Here is a 16,559-nt window from a genome sequence, read left to right as displayed (position 1 = left end):
TCAGATAATAATCAAGCAACACTTCGTCTACATAAAAAGAGTGATGGCACAGCTAAAGTAATGACTAAAGTGACTATTTGCCAGCTTTCAATATAGTTATGCCATCTGTTATCGCTGTTTTTGTAAACAACACGTAAAATATAATCTGCCGGTACGATAGTAAGCGAAGAAATACTTATCGATATTAAAAATAATAAATACGATAATTTTCCTACCATCCGCCAAGGATTTATTACATTTTTTTGATAAATAACAAAGTTAGTTTGACTTAAGAATGACCAGATGGCGTTCACCTTCCAACTCTGGCACCTGCAATCGCACGACCGATTCAAGGCTAATACCCTCCGGCAGTACGGCTAACTCATCGTCCGGCCTCACCCCTTTAAGCGCATAAAAGCGCCCTTCAGGCTTAGCTGGCAAATGGTGACACCAAGACAGCATATCTTGTAGAGATGCAAATGCACGGCTTATTACACCATCAAATGGCGGTTTTGCGGCAAAGTCCTCAACTCGGCTTTGCACTGGCTCAATATTATTTAAGCCCAGTTCGTGCTGTACCTGACGCAAGAAGCGTACACGTTTACCCAAGCTATCTAGCAACGTAAAGTGCGCAGTAGGCCGTACAATTGCCAGCGGTATCCCAGGAAGCCCAGGGCCGGTGCCCACATCAATAAACCGGTCACCCTGCAAATGTGGGTTAACCACAATACTATCCAGAATATGTCGCACTAGCATTTGCTGTGGGTCACGAACAGAAGTCAGATTGTAAGCTTTGTTCCACTTATGCAGCAGTTCTACATAGCCTATCAACTGTAATTTTTGCTGTTCAGGTAACACAATAGCTGCGGCATTTAGCAGGGAATCTAATTTTTTTAACACAACAATATCCTCTGACTAAGCTCGTTCAGTCAGCATGAAAAGGGCCGGGATGAGGAATGATAATCTAGCTTGGCAGTGGTTTGAACCGTTAGTTGTGGCCTGAAGCAAAGAAGAACTTACCTGCACTGCTTATCCCTTAGCAATGCAGGCAAACGTCGGTTGTTAGGCACTACGGCGTAACAACCCCTGTTTTTTCAGCCAAACCAATAAAATAGAGATTGCTGCTGGGGTAATGCCAGAAATACGCGAGGCTTGTCCGATTGAGTTAGGTTTGTGATCGTTCAGTTTAGCGATGACTTCGTTCGATAAACCAGACACCTGACGATAATCCAGATCAGCCGGCAGTAGAGTATTCTCATTGCGCAGTTGTTTTTCAATTTCTTCCTGCTGACGCGCAATATACCCTTCATATTTAACCTGAATTTCAACCTGATCCGCAGCTTGTGGATCTGTTAATGCTGGGCCAAAAGAGGTTAGGGTTGTCAGCAAACGATAATCAATTTCAGGCCGACGCAGTAATTCTTCACCATTGGCTTCTTTAGACAACGGCGCTTTTAGTAATGCATTGATCTCAGAAACGTTTTCTGAGTGTGGATGTACCCAGATATCACGCAGACGTTGACGTTCTTTTTCAATTTGCTCAATTTTCTTGCTGAAATGTGCCCAACGAGCATCGTCAACCAACCCCAATTTACGGCCCATCTCAGTCAGGCGCAGATCCGCGTTATCTTCACGCAGCATCAAGCGATACTCTGCGCGAGAGGTAAACATGCGATACGGTTCTTTGGTGCCAAGGGTGCTTAAATCGTCCACCAGCACGCCAAGGTAAGCTTCATCGCGGCGAGGTGACCATCCATCGTCATCGTTAGCGAAGCGGCCCGCATTAAGCCCTGCAAGCAGCCCTTGAGCCGCTGCTTCTTCATAGCCGGTAGTGCCATTGATTTGCCCAGCAAAGAACAGACCGTGGATATATTTGCTTTCCAAGGTCGGTTTCAAATCACGTGGATCAAAGAAATCATATTCGATGGCATAACCTGGTCGAATGATACGGGCATTTTCTAGCCCTTTCATTGAACGGACGATTTGCATCTGTACATCGAAAGGCAGGCTGGTTGAAATACCGTTCGGATAGATCTCATTACTGGTCAGACCTTCTGGTTCAAGGAAGATCTGGTGTGAATTACGATCGGCGAAACGCATGACTTTGTCTTCGATCGACGGACAGTAGCGTGGCCCGATCCCTTCAATGATCCCGGCATACATTGGGCTACGATCCAAGTTATTGCGGATCACTTCATGGGTTTTTTCATTGGTGTAGGTGATATGACAAGCCATTTGTTCTGGATGCTGGCTAGCATTACCCAAGAATGAAAATACTGGAATAGGCGTATCACCGAACTGAGGAGCCAATTGGCTAAAATCAATGGTCCGCGCATCAATACGTGGTGGAGTACCGGTCTTAAGGCGATTAACGCGCAGTGGTAATTCACGCAAACGCTGTGACAATGAGATGGATGGCGGATCACCAGCACGACCACCACTGTAGTTCTGAAGACCGATATGAATTTTTCCGTCGAGGAAAGTACCAACGGTTAATACCACCGCTTTCGCTCGGAATTTAAGACCCATTTGGGTGACTGCACCCACAACGCGATCATTTTCAACAATCAGATCTTCAACTGGCTGTTGAAAGATCATCAGGTTTGGCTGGTTTTCCAATGCGGTACGTACTGCCTGGCGATACAGCACACGGTCAGCCTGAGCTCGGGTCGCTCTTACCGCTGGCCCTTTGCTGGCGTTTAGTATCCTAAACTGAATACCCGCTTGGTCAGTCGCCATGGCCATCAGACCACCCAGAGCATCGATCTCTTTTACCAAATGTCCCTTACCGATACCGCCAATCGCTGGGTTACAAGACATTTGTCCCAGTGTGTCGATGTTGTGCGTCAGCAATAAGGTCTGACGTCCCATGCGTGCCGCTGCCATTGCAGCTTCCGTGCCGGCATGGCCACCACCAATGATGATGACGTCAAATTGATCTGGATAAAACATGGTACTGCACCTCGCCGTTATGCGAATTTCTGTGTTTGCCCTGGGGTGGGGGATTCTACTCAAGTTTAGACTTTCGACCAAGCGGCTTAGGATCCCCCTTAATTAAAAGAAGATCTTTTTATTTAAAGATCTCTTTATTAGATCTCTTATTAGGATCATGATCCTCTGTGGATAAGTGATTATTCACATGGAAGATCATAGTATTAAGGAAGATCGTTTGCTGTGAATGATCGGTGATCCTATTGCGTATAAGCTGGGATCTAAATGCCATGTTATGCACAGGCACTCTGAGGTACCAAGGTTGTTATGTGGATATGTACCGGTTTTACCCTGCTTTTAAGCATACTTATCCACATTCGTTCGCGTGATCTTTAATCAAATTAGAGCAAATTAATCCAATTTTTGACCCAAACCTCTGCCGGATCCTCGGGAATTTCATGTTGTATGACGTCAATTTCTAAAATATCACCCAAACGTTTGGCGCCTTGTGCGATCAATTGTTGATCCAATGCTCTCACTGCACCGCAGAAAGTGTCATATTCTGAACTGCCCAAACCAACAGCACCAAAGTGCACTTGAGAAAGATCAGGCTTCTGTTGTTCGATTTGTTCTAATAATGGTTGAAGGTTATCTGGGAGATCACCCGCACCGTGGGTTGATGTGACTATTAGCCACGTACCCTCAAGCGTAAGCTCGTCTAATTCAGGGCCATGCAGCGTCTCTGTAGAAAAACCTGCTTCTTCTAATTTCTCAGCTAAATGTTCAGCAACATATTCAGCGCTGCCGAGTGTACTGCCACTGATCAAGGTAATGTCAGCCATAAAGAACCCAACCGAAGTAAAGAGCCGGTATTGTACGCTGTGAATCAGCTGGGATCTACCTGTGGATAATGTGGGTATAGTTATTTAGTGCTCAAGGCACAATGGTACGCATGATGGGGTTTTGCAGGGAGATAAGTGTCTCCGTTGACTGGATCTCATCGATAGTCTGGATCTTGTTGATAAGTACCTGCTGGAGCGCATCTATTGACTTACACATCACTTTAATAAAAATGCTGTAGTGGCCGGTGGTATAATAGGCTTCTACAACTTCTTCTAAACCTTCCAGTTTTTTTAGTGCCGACGGGTAGTCTTTGGCACTTTTCAAAATAATACCGATAAAGCAACACACGTCATACCCGAGTTTTTTTGGATTAACGTGAACACAAGCCGCGGTAATGATCCCCGCCTGGCGCATTTTCTCCACTCGCACATGGATAGTTCCTGGACTCACGCCAAAATTTTTTGCCAATTCAGCATAAGGTGTGCGTGCATTTTCCATTAATGCGTTCAGGATGCCGCGATCGAGATTATCGATTTGATAAATTTCACCCATATTTGCCTCCTTTTTTTAACGATTACTTAATTTAATACCCATAAAAATGAATTATTAAAAGTGAAAAGGCAATATTATTTGTTGGATATTGAATTTAACCCTCATTATGTTGCTTAATCGATGTCAAGCCAGGTGGCATAACCTAATTAGCATAATCAGTAATAACGAATCGAGAAAACGGCAATGAAAAAACAATTTATCCAAAAACAACAACAAATCAGCTTCGTAAAATCATTCTTTTCCCGTCAATTAGAACAACAACTGGGTCTGATTGAAGTACAGGCACCAATCCTGAGTCGTGTGGGTGATGGTACTCAAGATAACCTTTCAGGTTCAGAGAAAGCCGTTCAGGTAAAAGTGAAGACATTGCCGGATGCAACTTTTGAAGTCGTTCATTCATTAGCTAAATGGAAACGCAAAACCTTGGGTCGCTTTGATTTTGGTGCTGACCAAGGGATATATACTCATATGAAAGCATTGCGCCCTGATGAAGATCGCCTGAGTGCTATTCATTCTGTGTATGTCGATCAGTGGGATTGGGAACGCGTGATGGGAGATGGTGAACGCAACCTGGCTTATCTGAAATCCACTGTTAACAAGATTTATACCGCTATTAAAGAAACTGAAGTAGCGATCAGTGCTGAATTTGGTGTGAAGCCATTCCTGCCAGAGAATATTCAGTTTATCCACAGCGAAAGCCTGCGTGCGCGTTTCCCTGACCTGGATGCTAAAGGCCGCGAACGTGCGATAGCTAAAGAGCTGGGAGCTGTATTCCTGATTGGCATCGGTGGTAAATTGGCTGACGGTAAATCTCATGATGTCCGAGCGCCAGATTATGATGACTGGACGTCGCCGAGTGCTGAAGGTTTTGCGGGCTTGAACGGTGACATTATTGTCTGGAACCCTGTTCTTGAAGACGCGTTTGAAATCTCATCCATGGGGATACGTGTTGATGCTGAGGCACTTAAACGCCAATTGGCACTGACTTCTGATGAAGATCGTCTGAAACTGGAATGGCACCAATCACTGCTGAGTGGTGAAATGCCGCAAACTATCGGTGGCGGTATCGGCCAGTCTCGTTTAGTGATGTTATTGCTGCAACAGCAACATATCGGTCAGGTTCAATGTGGCGTATGGGGGCCAGAAATTAGCGAGAAGGTTGAAGGCCTGCTGTAAATCCCCTTAATACTAGATGTTGTAGGGGGGAGTGCGCTTGCTGCCTACCTACAACACCAATTATATTGGGGATTATTGATTCCCAATATAATTGTGGGTTTTTAATCTATGCTGTAGTGATATATAAATATTTTAAATATCACTATATGCAAGGTTGTTGATATTATGGCCCTTTTTCATCCTATAAAGCACTATTTACACGCTCGGCCACGATTGTTGTTTTCGGTTGGCGCGGGTGTTGTCACTTATTTCCTGCTGCCAACACATTACTCGGTATTGCTGCGTCTGATGGTGAGTTGGAATGTTTCCGCCTGGCTTTATTTACTGTTTTTATGGTTGCAATTATTACGCACTGATTCGACGAAAATCAGCAAAATAGCCCGGGTGCAGGATGAAAGTGCCAGTATGGTGCTGAGTATTGTCAGCATGGCGTGTCTGGCCAGTATTCTGGTTATTTTATTTGAATTGAGCACGGCGAATCAGCTCTCAGGCTCTGCCAAGGCGTTCCATTTGGTCCTGACAGGGCTGACGTTATTAGTTTCATGGTTATTATTATCCACCGCTTTTACTATGCACTACGCACATTTGTTTTATATGCGCCGCGATAAATCAGAAACGGTTCTACCGTTACTTTTCCCCAAAGAGATAACCACGCCTTCCTATTGGGATTTCCTTTATTTCTCATTTACCATTGGTGTGGCTTGCCAAACTGCCGATGTCTCTACCGGCACGTCAGATATCCGCCGCGTAGTACTCTTGCAGTCAGTGTTATCATTTATCTTTAATATGACGATATTGGGGTTGTCGATAAACGTTGGTGCCGGCCTGCTTAACTAGCGCTTCCAGCGGCGCATCAAGCGGCTTTTTAGCCCAGTATCAAAACGCCAGATATGATCGAAAATTCGCATGATACCGGGCTTACCATACGCAGACATGGCAACAGCATGAAAACGGTGCTGGTGGGCTTGTTGCTGGATTTTAATCTTTCTGACTAATTCGTCTGGTAAACGTTGGGCGATAAAATCTGAAATGATCACTGCATCTGCGTCATACCATTCTCTATCTTCCATTTTATTTAATGTGCTGGCTAAGCAAGCAGCCAGATCGGTACCTCCGCGAAAATGTTGGCCAAGAAAACGAATCGCCTGCTCAATACCACTGGCAGCAGATAGCTCGTAGTGAATTATTTCAGTGGCAAATAGCATGATGTAACAGCGGCGATTATCTGCCAGTGCAATTCGAAGCAGAGCCAGACAAAATGCTTTGGCACATTGTTCGTTAAATCCGCCCATGGAGCCTGAGGTATCGACACAGACGATAAAAGGGCCGCGAGGGTGTTCATCATTGCTTTTAAGACTGACCGGGCGCTGTAAGGTTTTCTCCTGCCAGTTGTCACCCTGCAAACGGTAAGTGAGTAAGCGGCGCTCCAGTAAACGGCGATAAAACTCAAATTCCAGCTCGCTCATCCCTAACATCACCAGTTCCGTCGGGAGCAATCGCAAAATATCATTGCTTTGATGAATGCCACTGACCTCCTCTGGCACTGTATCGGGCTGGCGAACCATGACAGTATAAGGTTCAAAGCGAGCCTCTGGTGTCGGTTGTGCCTTTGCTGAACGGCTACGACCCAATTGCTCGGCCAGTTGTTGTAATTCGGGTTGTTGTTGTAGAAAGTCACCGTATTGCAGGAGCAATTGATAATCGCCACGCTGTAAGTGGCCCTGACTCATATCCCAAAGCCGCCCTGCTGCCCCATCATTGGTTGCCAGTACAGGTTCTAATGCCCCACTGAGCGCCAATCTCTGCTGGAGTTCAGCCAGAAGTTGCTCCCGCTCTTGCTCAAGTAACTGGTGATGAATGGTGATGGTTTGTAGCGTTAGACTGACACGCCAACGCTGTAAAAATAAGGTTTGTAAACTATCGCCGGGTTGAGGGTTTCTGGCTAAATCAGCGGTTTGTAGCAATGTATTGGCTTGTGAAGCAAAGGGCGATTGCCATTGCTGTAACTGAGCCACAATATCTGGCAGATGCACATAAAATAGTGGGCTACTTTCCAACAAGCTTTGTTGGTATAGGGAAAACTCATTTGCCAGAGTAGCCGGAGCTTTAGCCTCGCGGATACGCTGCTGTAAGTTTTGCTTCCAACCAGGAATATCTTTCATTAGCGCCCGTTTAATTCGCGGGAATTTTTCGAAAAATAGTGCTAATTGAGGTGACGCCAATAGCCCGATCACCATCTCTTCGATAAGCTCACCCTCACTTATCGATAGCAGCATATCCAATGTTGCCAGGCTGAGCATCTGTCAGTGTCCGCGCATTTTTTGCTGTTGCTGTTTAAGTTGTTCTGCCACCTGCAACAAGCTGGCCTCGACTTTGGCAAGCCATGAGGAGGGAGTGAATAAACATGGCTGGTGTTGGCTGAATAGCCACCGTTGTTCGGCAAGACTATGTTCTACTGTGGTTAATTCCACCAGCAATTCCAGGGGAACACTGACAGTTGCCGTGCCCGGTTGGGAAAGTGTGGAGGGTTGGCGGCTGATATCTAGTATTGTGATATGCAATTTATCATCAATTTCTGCATCAATGGATTGGGCATAACCGACACCATTTAATTTAGCGCGCAAGCTCCCTCCTTTGTTCAACCATTGAGCGAGGGCATCTTTTTCTATTTGCAAATGGGTAACTTGAATATCATGCAGGCTGAGCGGTTTTTGCAGCAAAAGCGTCAAAGTGCTGTCTGTCAGGTCGTCTGGTAGAGCATATTGGGATTTGCGGCTGAACATACCGCTTTGTTTGACGACGGTTAGCGCTTGATGGTCACTTTGCTGTTGTTGGTGCTGCAACCACTGACCCTGAACATGCTGTAGTTTCATTAACAGGCTTTGCTGTTGATATCCCTGCTCGGTTAATAACTGTTCAAGCTGCTGTTGCAGCAGCTTAAGCGAACTGAGGTCATGCCACAGGCAATCTTTCAGCAAGATTAAGTCGATGGGTGTCACTTCACTGCGGCCACTAAAGAAAGCACTGGCTTGTAACAGGCGTAGCGCTTTTTTCCAACGTCTATCTGAGACATAGGGCGCTTGTTCTTGCGCACTGAGCCGTTGACGTAACTGAAAAATAAGCTCAAAACAGTGATCCGGTAAGGTGATTTTGTCGATCAACGGTTGCCACTGATAGAACTCTTCATCGCTGATACTGAGATTTTCTGCCACCGGATTATGATTTTCATTCTGTCGGCTGAGCAGTAGTGAGCGGAAGTTCTGCTTCTCTTGTACGCGATCCAGCCATAGACGGATCAACATGCGGTCATAAAGTGCTTCCAGGCTACTATCAGCGTCAGGCAGCTCGTTAGAGGCAGTAACGAGTAATCGCATAGGGATGCTGTCTTCCCGATCACCATTTCTAAAGCGCCGTTCATTAATCGCTGTCAGCAAGGTGTTTAGAATTGCCGGGCCGGCTTTCCAGATCTCATCCAAAAAGACGATTTCAGCCTCCGGCAGGTAACCGCCTGTCATCCGTTGATAGCGTCCCTCCTCTTTCAATGCCTGAATCGAGAGGGGGCCAAACACCTCTTCCGGTGTTGAGAAACGGGTCATCAGATATTCAAATGCACGGGCATTACGGAAGGCAAATTTCAGGCGGCGGGCAATCAGGCTTTTGGCAATTCCCGGTGGGCCGAGCAAAAAAACACTCTCGCCACTGAGGGCGGCCAGCAAACATAAGCGGATAGCTTCCTGTCTTTCATACAGACCACTTTCAAGGGCACTGCTTAAGCGGGAGATTCTTTCTGCTAATTGTGATGATTGCGCCATAATTGTTCTACATGTTCCGTTAGTTGATTGATTTTTACCTGATAAAAAGGAATAAACCATCTTTTCTTCATGGGATCGCTGGTTTTATTAATAAGATAGTTCGTTGATTCGTAGAATTTTTATATCATCAGTTATTTGTAGTTGATGAATTTTCGCTCTGTTAGGTGCCTATTTAAGAGTAGGCAATCCATTGAAATCGTGCATACTGTGCGCCTTTTGGTGGGCGTATAAACAATACAGAACCGAGGATTAAGGTTCTTAAACGCACGCATCAGCTTATGGATGTTCTAGCAAAAAGAAATCAATTATGAGCACAGAACATAAACAGTCTTTATCGGCGGTAACCCTGGCGGCAATAGGGGTAGTTTACGGTGATATTGGTACCAGCCCGCTCTATACCTTGAGAGAGTGCTTTTCTGGTCATTATGGTTTTGATGTCCGCCCGGACGTGGTGTTTGGCTTTTTATCGCTGATTTTCTGGATGCTTATCCTGATTGTCTCGATTAAATATCTTACCTATGTCATGCGGGCCGATAACGCCGGCGAAGGGGGCATTTTAACGTTAATGTCTTTGGCAGGGCGTAATACCTCTTCCAGAGCCACCTCAATACTGGTGATTCTCGGGTTAATTGGCGGCAGTTTCTTTTATGGTGAGGTGGTCATCACCCCGGCAATATCCGTTATGTCGGCCATTGAAGGGCTAGAAATAGCAGCCCCAGCATTAGACCCTTATATTGTTCCCTGCTCCATTGCGGTACTCACCCTGCTGTTTGTGATTCAAAAGCACGGTACCGGCAGTGTCGGTAAATTATTCGCTCCCGTTATGCTGGTCTGGTTTCTGACGATCGCACTGCTTGGTTTACGCAGTATTATTGCAAATCCAGAAGTATTGGTTGCGCTGAATCCTAAATGGGCAATAGGTTTCTTTACTGAATATAAATCCGTGTCGTTTTATGCGCTTGGCGCAGTTGTACTGGCGATAACTGGGGTGGAAGCCTTATATGCAGATATGGGCCATTTTGGTAAATTCCCTATTCGTTTAGCCTGGTTTACCGTGGTTTTGCCCTCATTAGTACTGAACTATTTTGGTCAGGGCGCGTTATTGCTGAAAAATCCTGAAGCTATCAAAAACCCCTTCTTCTTATTAGCTCCTGACTGGGCATTGATTCCGCTGTTAATTCTGGCAACCCTGGCGACCGTTATTGCCTCGCAGGCGGTTATTTCCGGTGTATTCTCGCTCACCCGGCAGGCGGTTCGCCTAGGCTATTTACCGCCAATGCGGATTATTCATACCTCCGAAATGGAGTCTGGTCAGATATATATCCCGGTCATTAACTGGACTCTCTATCTGGCGGTGGTATTGGTTATTGTTGGCTTCGAACGTTCCAGTAACCTGGCGGCCGCGTACGGTATCGCCGTAACCGGTACCATGGTGATAACCAGTATTCTGTTCTGCATCGTGGCATTGAAAAACTGGCACTGGAATCGGGTATTTGTCGGCATCTTACTGGTGATTTTGCTGATTATCGATGTCCCTATGTTCTCTGCCAATGCGTTGAAATTGTTCTCCGGTGGTTGGTTGCCAGTGTCTCTGGGGCTGGTGATGTTTATCATCATGACTACCTGGAAAAGTGAACGTTTCGGTTTGCTGCGCCGTATGCATGAACACGGTAATTCACTGGAAGCGATGATTGCTTCATTGGAGAAATCCCCCCCAGTGCGGGTTACGGGTACTGCTGTGTATATGTCGCGCGCAATGAATGTCATTCCCTTCGCGCTGTTGCATAACCTTAAACATAATAAGGTGTTGCATGAACGGGTTGTGCTACTGACATTGCGAACTGAAGATGCGCCGTATGTGCACAATGTGAACCGGGTAACCATCGAACAACTCTCCCCGACGTTTTGGCGAGTGGTGGCCAGTTATGGTTGGCGTGAAACACCGAATGTGGAAGAAATCTTCCATCGCTGCGGCCTGGAGGGGTTGCCATGCCAGATGATGGAAACCTCATTCTTTATGTCCCATGAGTCGCTAATCCTTACCAAGCGGCCGTGGTACCTGTTCCTGCGCGGTAAGTTATTTATTGCGCTCAGTCGGAATGCGCTGCGTGCAGCTGACCAGTTTGAGATCCCACCGAATAGGGTGATTGAGCTTGGGACGCAGGTAGAGATTTAATCTGAAAGGCCGTTATGATTAACGGCCTTTTTTGTACCTATTCTTCTTCTTTTCCCACTGTTCAGCGAAACGTTTCGATGGCGATCACAATTTCATCAAATTGGGTTTGCCTTCTGCGGCTATTTTTCTAAACTCAGTATCAGCGAAACGTTTCGCTGTTGGAGTAGAAAATGAAAAAAGGCGCATTACTTAATTCTGATATTTCCGCTGTTATCTCCCGCCTGGGCCATACCGATCAGGTTGTGATAGGTGATGCGGGGCTGCCGATACCGGCAACCACCACACGTATCGATCTGGCACTGACACGAGGCGTCCCTGGATTTCTTCAGGTTCTTGAGGTGGTAACACAAGAAATGCAGGTTGAAAGTGCAGTCTTGGCGGAGGAGATCGTTAAAAATAATCCGCAACTCCATGAAGCGTTACTCGCGCAACTATCACAACTTGAGCAGCACCAGGGAAACCAAATTGTTTTGCGCTATATCAGCCATGAGGCTTTTAAAGAGCAAACCAAACAAAGCCGGGCAGTGATCCGTAGCGGGGAATGTTCCCCCTTTGCTAATGTCATTCTCTGTTCCGGCGTAACCTTCTGAGGCATTTATGCAACCTTTGCTGCAACTTAAAGGGATTGATAAAGCCTTTCCCGGCGTTAAAGCACTCTCCGGTGCCGCACTGAGTGTCTATCCCGGCAGGGTGATGGCACTGGTAGGCGAAAATGGCGCTGGAAAATCGACCATGATGAAAGTGCTGACCGGCATCTACAGTAAAGATGCTGGCAGTCAGTATTTTATGGGTAAGGAAGTGGCGTTTAATGGCCCAAAAGACTCGCAGGAAGCGGGCATTGGCATTATTCATCAGGAACTTAACCTGATTCCTCAATTAACTATCGCAGAAAACATCTTCTTAGGGCGTGAGTTTGTTAATCGTTTTGGCAGCATCGATTGGAAAAAGATGTATGCCGAAGCCGATTTACTGCTGGCGCGCCTTAATATCAGTTACAGCAGCCATCGGCTGGTGGGCGAGCTTTCCATTGGTGATCAGCAAATGGTGGAAATCGCCAAAGTGCTGAGCTTTGAATCCAAGGTGATCATTATGGATGAGCCAACCGATGCACTCACCGACACTGAAACCGCCTCTCTGTTTAATGTGATTAAAGAACTAAAAGCGGAAGGTCGCGGGATTGTTTATATCTCTCACCGGCTAAAAGAGATTTTTGAGATTTGCGACGACGTCACAGTATTCCGTGATGGGCAATTTATTGCCGAAAAACCGGTTGATAGTCTGACTGAAAACTCACTGATTGAGATGATGGTGGGCCGTAAGCTGGAAGAACAGTACCCGCGCTTGAATATACCCCGTGGTGAAAAGCGTTTGCAGGTCAAACAGCTATGCGGCCCGGGCGTCAAAAATGTCAGTTTCACTTTATACAGTGGCGAAATTTTGGGGGTTGCCGGTCTGATGGGGGCTGGTCGCACCGAGCTGATGAAAATCATCTATGGCGCGCTACCGCGTAAATCAGGTTTTGTGATGTTGGATGGCCGCGAAGTTGTCACCCATTCACCACAAGATGGTCTGGCAAATGGCATTGTCTATATTTCTGAAGACCGCAAACGGGATGGTTTGGTACTTGGAATGTCAGTTAAAGAGAATATGTCTTTGACTGCATTGCGTTATTTTAGCCGTTCAGGTGGTTCGCTCAAGCATGCTGAAGAGCAGCAGGCGGTATCGGATTTCATTCGTTTATTTAATATTAAAACACCTTCCATGGAACAACCTATTGGTTTGTTATCCGGTGGTAACCAGCAGAAAGTGGCTATTGCACGCGGTTTAATGACCCGTCCTAAAGTGTTGATCCTTGATGAACCTACCCGTGGTGTCGACGTCGGGGCTAAAAAAGAAATTTACCAATTAATCAACCAATTCAAACAAGAAGGGTTGAGCATCATTCTGGTTTCCTCAGAAATGCCGGAAGTGCTGGGCATGAGTGACCGCATTCTTGTGATGCATGAAGGCCAGCTAAGCGGCGAGTTCTCTATTGAACAGGCTACCCAGGAAGTGTTGATGGCGGCAGCCGTTGGCAAGCGTGATTTATTGAAAAATAATTTATTTACACTCTAAATAATTCGAGTTGCAGGAAGCTAACGCAAATGCGGCTTGAAATATGACGAGTAGAGCAGGAGTAATCAGATATGAGTTCCCAAGCTATCCAGACAAAACGCTGGTTCAGTAAAGAATGGTTATTAGAACAAAAATCACTGATTGCGCTGCTGGTGCTGATTGCTGTGGTTTCGTCACTAAGCCCGAACTTCTTTACCCTAAATAACATGTTTAACATTCTCCAGCAGACTTCTGTCAATGCCATTATGGCGGTGGGTATGACGCTGGTTATCCTGACATCCGGTATTGATTTGTCTGTCGGGTCATTATTGGCACTGACTGGCGCAGTAGCGGCATCTATTGTTGGGTTGGAAGTGAATGCTTTGGTTGCCGTCGCAGCTGCATTGGCGCTAGGGGCATTTATTGGTGCCATAACCGGGGTCATTGTCGCTAAAGGTAAGGTACAAGCGTTCATTGCCACTCTGGTCATGATGCTGTTATTACGTGGCGTTACTATGGTTTACACCAATGGTAGCCCAGTAAATACCGGTTTTACTGATGTGGCTGATACTTTTGGCTGGTTCGGTATCGGGCGCCCATTGGGTATACCAACACCAATCTGGTTGATGGCTATCGTCTTTATTGCTGTGTGGTACATGTTGCACCACACTCGCCTGGGCCGCTATATCTACGCATTGGGTGGCAATGAGTCAGCAACACGGCTCTCTGGTATTAGCGTAGATAAAGTTAAGATTATTGTTTATTCATTATGTGGATTGTTAGCGGCACTGGCTGGGATTATCGAAGTGGCCCGCCTGTCGTCGGCACAACCTACAGCCGGTACTGGCTATGAACTGGATGCAATCGCAGCCGTGGTTCTTGGGGGTACCAGCCTTGCTGGGGGTAAGGGGCGGATCGTCGGCACCCTGATTGGCGCGTTAATCCTCGGCTTTTTAAATAACGGTTTGAATTTATTGGGTGTCTCCTCTTACTACCAAATGATCGTAAAGGCAGTGGTTATCCTGCTGGCGGTATTGGTAGACAATAAAAGCAGCAAATAACCTCCTAACTCCCTACAGGAATTGCGACCATGAAAATGAAGAAACTAGCTACCTTGATCTCTGTTGTTGCCCTGAGCGCCACCGTAAGTGCTAACGCACTGGCAAAAGACACCATCGCACTGGTAGTTTCCACGTTGAATAATCCGTTCTTTGTTTCAATGAAAGACGGCGCGCAAAAAGAAGCGGATAAACTCGGCTATAACCTGGTGGTATTGGATTCTCAAAATAACCCAGCGAAAGAACTGGCTAACGTGCAGGATCTGACGGTTCGCGGCACCAAACTGTTGCTGATTAACCCAACTGATTCCGATGCAGTCGGTAACGCAGTCAAAATGGCAAATAAGGCCAATATCCCGGTTATCACACTCGACCGTTTGGCAAACTCTGGCACTGTGGTGAGTCACGTTGCCTCCGATAACCGTTTTGGTGGCAAAATGGCCGGTGATTTCATTGCCAAAAAATTGGGTAATGATGCCAAAGTGATTCAGTTGGAAGGGATTGCGGGGGCGTCTGCGGCCCGTGAACGTGGTGAAGGCTTCAAGCAGTCAATGGATCAACATAAATTCCAACTGTTAGCCAGCCAACCTGCTGATTTTGATCGTACTAAAGGTTTGAATGTGATGCAGAACCTGCTGACCGCCCACCCGAATGTTCAGGCTGTATTCGCACAGAACGACGAGATGGCACTGGGCGCACTGCGTGCCTTGCAAACAGCCGGTAAAGCCGATGTGCTAGTGGTTGGTTTTGATGGCACCGACGACGGTCTTAAAGCCGTTCAAGGCGGCAAACTGGGCGCAACTATCGCTCAACGCCCTGACCAGATTGGTGTTATTGGCGTGCAAACCGCTGATAAAGTATTGAAAGGCGAGAAAGTGCAGGCCGTTATCCCGGTTGATTTGAAATTAGTGACTAAATAATATCGAAAAGCAGGGCATATAACGCCGCTACCCTAAAACGGAAAACAAAACGTTACGGGTGGCGGTGTCATTCACAAAGGAATAAATACGATGAAAACAGGCAAACTGGTGGTCTTGGGCAGCATCAATGCCGACCATATTCTGAATGTTGAGCAGTTTCCGCGCCCAGGTGAAACGGTGATCGGGAAGCAGTATAAAGTGGCGTTTGGTGGCAAAGGTGCTAACCAGGCGGTAGCTGCTGGCCGTAGCGGAGCAAACATCGCGTTTATTGCCTGTGTGGGTAAAGATGATATTGGTGACCGGGTGCGCCAGCAATTAGCCAACGATAACATTGATACTGCGCCAATCGAGGCTGTAGCGGATACCACAACCGGTGTTGCTTTGATTTTCGTGAATGGTGAAGGCGAAAACGTCATTGGTATCAATGCCGGTGCTAACTCGGCAGTTACACCTGAATATCTTGGTCGCTACCAGCAGCAAGTTATCGATGCAGATGCATTATTGATGCAACTGGAATCACCACTTGAGACAGTTATTGCTGCCGCTAAATTGGCGAAGCTGCATCAAACACAGGTTATTCTTAATCCGGCACCAGCTCGTGAATTACCGGACGAGCTATTAACGCTGGTGGATATGATTACTCCGAATGAAACAGAAGCCGAGCGTTTAACGGGGATTCATATTGATCAGGATGATGACGCAGCGCAAGCAGCGCAAATTCTGCATGATAAAGGCATCGCTACCGTAATCATTACATTGGGTAGCCGTGGCGTATGGCTTAGTGAACAAGGTAAAGGGAAATTGGTTGCCGGGTTCAAGGTTAACGCCGTAGATACTATTGCTGCTGGTGATACATTCAATGGCGCATTATTAACTGCGTTATTGGAAGGTCAGATAATGGACTCAGCAGTACGTTTTGCTCACGCAGCAGCCGCTATCGCGGTGACTCGCCCCGGCGCGCAGCCCTCTATTCCGTGGCGTGCAGAGATAGACAGTTTCCTACAAGGCCAGGTATAAC

General features: G+C 46.6%; 14 protein-coding genes. 8 read left to right on the top strand and 6 right to left on the bottom strand.

What is annotated here, in order from left to right:
- Positions 1-258: 258 nt before the first annotated feature.
- The 4 genes from rsmG to asnC all read right to left on the bottom strand — a co-directional run bounded on the left by rsmG (position 259) and on the right by asnC (position 4,305).
- The gene (gene rsmG / locus ACWJJO_RS22630) at positions 259-879 is read right to left on the bottom strand and encodes a 16S rRNA (guanine(527)-N(7))-methyltransferase RsmG (RefSeq protein ID WP_083161586.1); all 621 of its coding nucleotides are present in this window, start codon (positions 877-879) and stop codon (positions 259-261) included.
- Between the two features lie 162 nt (positions 880-1,041).
- Positions 1,042-2,931: a tRNA uridine-5-carboxymethylaminomethyl(34) synthesis enzyme MnmG gene (gene mnmG / locus ACWJJO_RS22625; protein ID WP_442849020.1), complete on the bottom strand. Its 1,890-nt coding sequence runs from the start codon at positions 2,929-2,931 to the stop codon at positions 1,042-1,044.
- A 380-nt stretch (positions 2,932-3,311) separates the two neighbouring features.
- Entirely contained in the window at positions 3,312-3,752 is a 441-nt protein-coding gene (gene mioC, locus ACWJJO_RS22620; RefSeq protein WP_005192870.1) for an FMN-binding protein MioC, read from the bottom strand.
- Positions 3,753-3,843: 91 nt separating this feature from the next.
- Positions 3,844-4,305, bottom strand: coding sequence for a transcriptional regulator AsnC (gene asnC, locus ACWJJO_RS22615; protein WP_083161588.1), 462 nt, complete (start codon positions 4,303-4,305; stop codon positions 3,844-3,846).
- Positions 4,306-4,488: 183 nt separating this feature from the next.
- Between asnC and asnA the strand changes: the two genes are divergently transcribed.
- A complete protein-coding gene (asnA, locus tag ACWJJO_RS22610) occupies positions 4,489-5,481 on the top strand; it encodes an aspartate--ammonia ligase (protein ID WP_005192864.1) in 993 nt (330 codons plus the stop codon).
- Positions 5,482-5,646: 165 nt separating this feature from the next.
- Positions 5,647-6,318 (top strand): DUF1345 domain-containing protein, encoded by a 672-nt coding sequence (locus ACWJJO_RS22605; protein WP_083161589.1) that lies wholly within the window; start codon positions 5,647-5,649, stop codon positions 6,316-6,318.
- Here ACWJJO_RS22605 and viaA read toward each other — a convergent pair.
- Both viaA and ravA read right to left on the bottom strand, forming a co-directional pair.
- The gene (gene viaA / locus ACWJJO_RS22600; protein WP_083161591.1) at positions 6,315-7,781 is read right to left on the bottom strand and encodes an ATPase RavA stimulator ViaA; all 1,467 of its coding nucleotides are present in this window, start codon (positions 7,779-7,781) and stop codon (positions 6,315-6,317) included. The two genes, ACWJJO_RS22605 and viaA, sit on opposite strands and share 4 nt — an antisense overlap.
- A 3-nt stretch (positions 7,782-7,784) precedes the next feature.
- Positions 7,785-9,293, bottom strand: a complete 1,509-nt coding sequence (gene ravA / locus ACWJJO_RS22595; RefSeq protein ID WP_481091539.1) for an ATPase RavA — start codon at positions 9,291-9,293, stop codon at positions 7,785-7,787.
- Between the two features lie 307 nt (positions 9,294-9,600).
- On the opposite strand from ravA, the gene kup reads away from it, so the two are divergent.
- From kup to rbsK, 6 genes are all read left to right on the top strand, one after another.
- Positions 9,601-11,469, top strand: a complete 1,869-nt coding sequence (kup, locus tag ACWJJO_RS22590; protein ID WP_083161595.1) for a low affinity potassium transporter Kup — start codon at positions 9,601-9,603, stop codon at positions 11,467-11,469.
- Positions 11,470-11,639: 170 nt separating this feature from the next.
- Positions 11,640-12,059 (top strand): D-ribose pyranase, encoded by a 420-nt coding sequence (gene rbsD / locus ACWJJO_RS22585; protein WP_083161597.1) that lies wholly within the window; start codon positions 11,640-11,642, stop codon positions 12,057-12,059.
- Between the two features lie 7 nt (positions 12,060-12,066).
- A complete protein-coding gene (gene rbsA, locus ACWJJO_RS22580; RefSeq protein WP_083161599.1) occupies positions 12,067-13,584 on the top strand; it encodes a ribose ABC transporter ATP-binding protein RbsA in 1,518 nt (505 codons plus the stop codon).
- Between the two features lie 71 nt (positions 13,585-13,655).
- Positions 13,656-14,624, top strand: coding sequence for a ribose ABC transporter permease (rbsC, locus tag ACWJJO_RS22575; RefSeq protein WP_083161601.1), 969 nt, complete (start codon positions 13,656-13,658; stop codon positions 14,622-14,624).
- A gap of 29 nt (positions 14,625-14,653) precedes the next feature.
- Entirely contained in the window at positions 14,654-15,541 is an 888-nt protein-coding gene (gene rbsB / locus ACWJJO_RS22570; protein ID WP_083161603.1) for a ribose ABC transporter substrate-binding protein RbsB, read from the top strand.
- Positions 15,542-15,631: 90 nt separating this feature from the next.
- On the top strand, positions 15,632-16,558 hold the full coding sequence (gene rbsK, locus ACWJJO_RS22565) for a ribokinase (RefSeq protein ID WP_083161605.1): 927 nt from the start codon (positions 15,632-15,634) through the stop codon (positions 16,556-16,558).
- Position 16,559: the final 1 nt, after the last annotated feature.

The organism is Yersinia antarctica, from assembly GCF_056636475.1.
Note: the sequence above shows the minus strand (reverse complement) of the source record. Positions and strands in the feature narration are given on the sequence as shown.

What these genes read in the sequence shown, in the direction of transcription:
- ACWJJO_RS22605 (WP_083161589.1), top strand. Translation starts at nt 5,647, where the DNA reads ATGGCCCTTTTTCATCCTATAAAGCACTATTTACACGCTCGGCCACGA.
- asnA (WP_005192864.1), top strand. Translation starts at nt 4,489, where the DNA reads ATGAAAAAACAATTTATCCAAAAACAACAACAAATCAGCTTCGTAAAA.
- rbsD (WP_083161597.1), top strand. Translation starts at nt 11,640, where the DNA reads ATGAAAAAAGGCGCATTACTTAATTCTGATATTTCCGCTGTTATCTCC.
- ravA (WP_481091539.1), bottom strand. Translation starts at nt 9,293, where the DNA reads ATGGCGCAATCATCACAATTAGCAGAAAGAATCTCCCGCTTAAGCAGT.
- mnmG (WP_442849020.1), bottom strand. Translation starts at nt 2,931, where the DNA reads ATGTTTTATCCAGATCAATTTGACGTCATCATCATTGGTGGTGGCCAT.
- rbsB (WP_083161603.1), top strand. Translation starts at nt 14,654, where the DNA reads ATGAAAATGAAGAAACTAGCTACCTTGATCTCTGTTGTTGCCCTGAGC.
- rbsA (WP_083161599.1), top strand. Translation starts at nt 12,067, where the DNA reads ATGCAACCTTTGCTGCAACTTAAAGGGATTGATAAAGCCTTTCCCGGC.
- asnC (WP_083161588.1), bottom strand. Translation starts at nt 4,305, where the DNA reads ATGGGTGAAATTTATCAAATCGATAATCTCGATCGCGGCATCCTGAAC.
- rbsC (WP_083161601.1), top strand. Translation starts at nt 13,656, where the DNA reads ATGAGTTCCCAAGCTATCCAGACAAAACGCTGGTTCAGTAAAGAATGG.
- mioC (WP_005192870.1), bottom strand. Translation starts at nt 3,752, where the DNA reads ATGGCTGACATTACCTTGATCAGTGGCAGTACACTCGGCAGCGCTGAA.
- kup (WP_083161595.1), top strand. Translation starts at nt 9,601, where the DNA reads ATGAGCACAGAACATAAACAGTCTTTATCGGCGGTAACCCTGGCGGCA.
- viaA (WP_083161591.1), bottom strand. Translation starts at nt 7,781, where the DNA reads ATGCTCAGCCTGGCAACATTGGATATGCTGCTATCGATAAGTGAGGGT.
- rbsK (WP_083161605.1), top strand. Translation starts at nt 15,632, where the DNA reads ATGAAAACAGGCAAACTGGTGGTCTTGGGCAGCATCAATGCCGACCAT.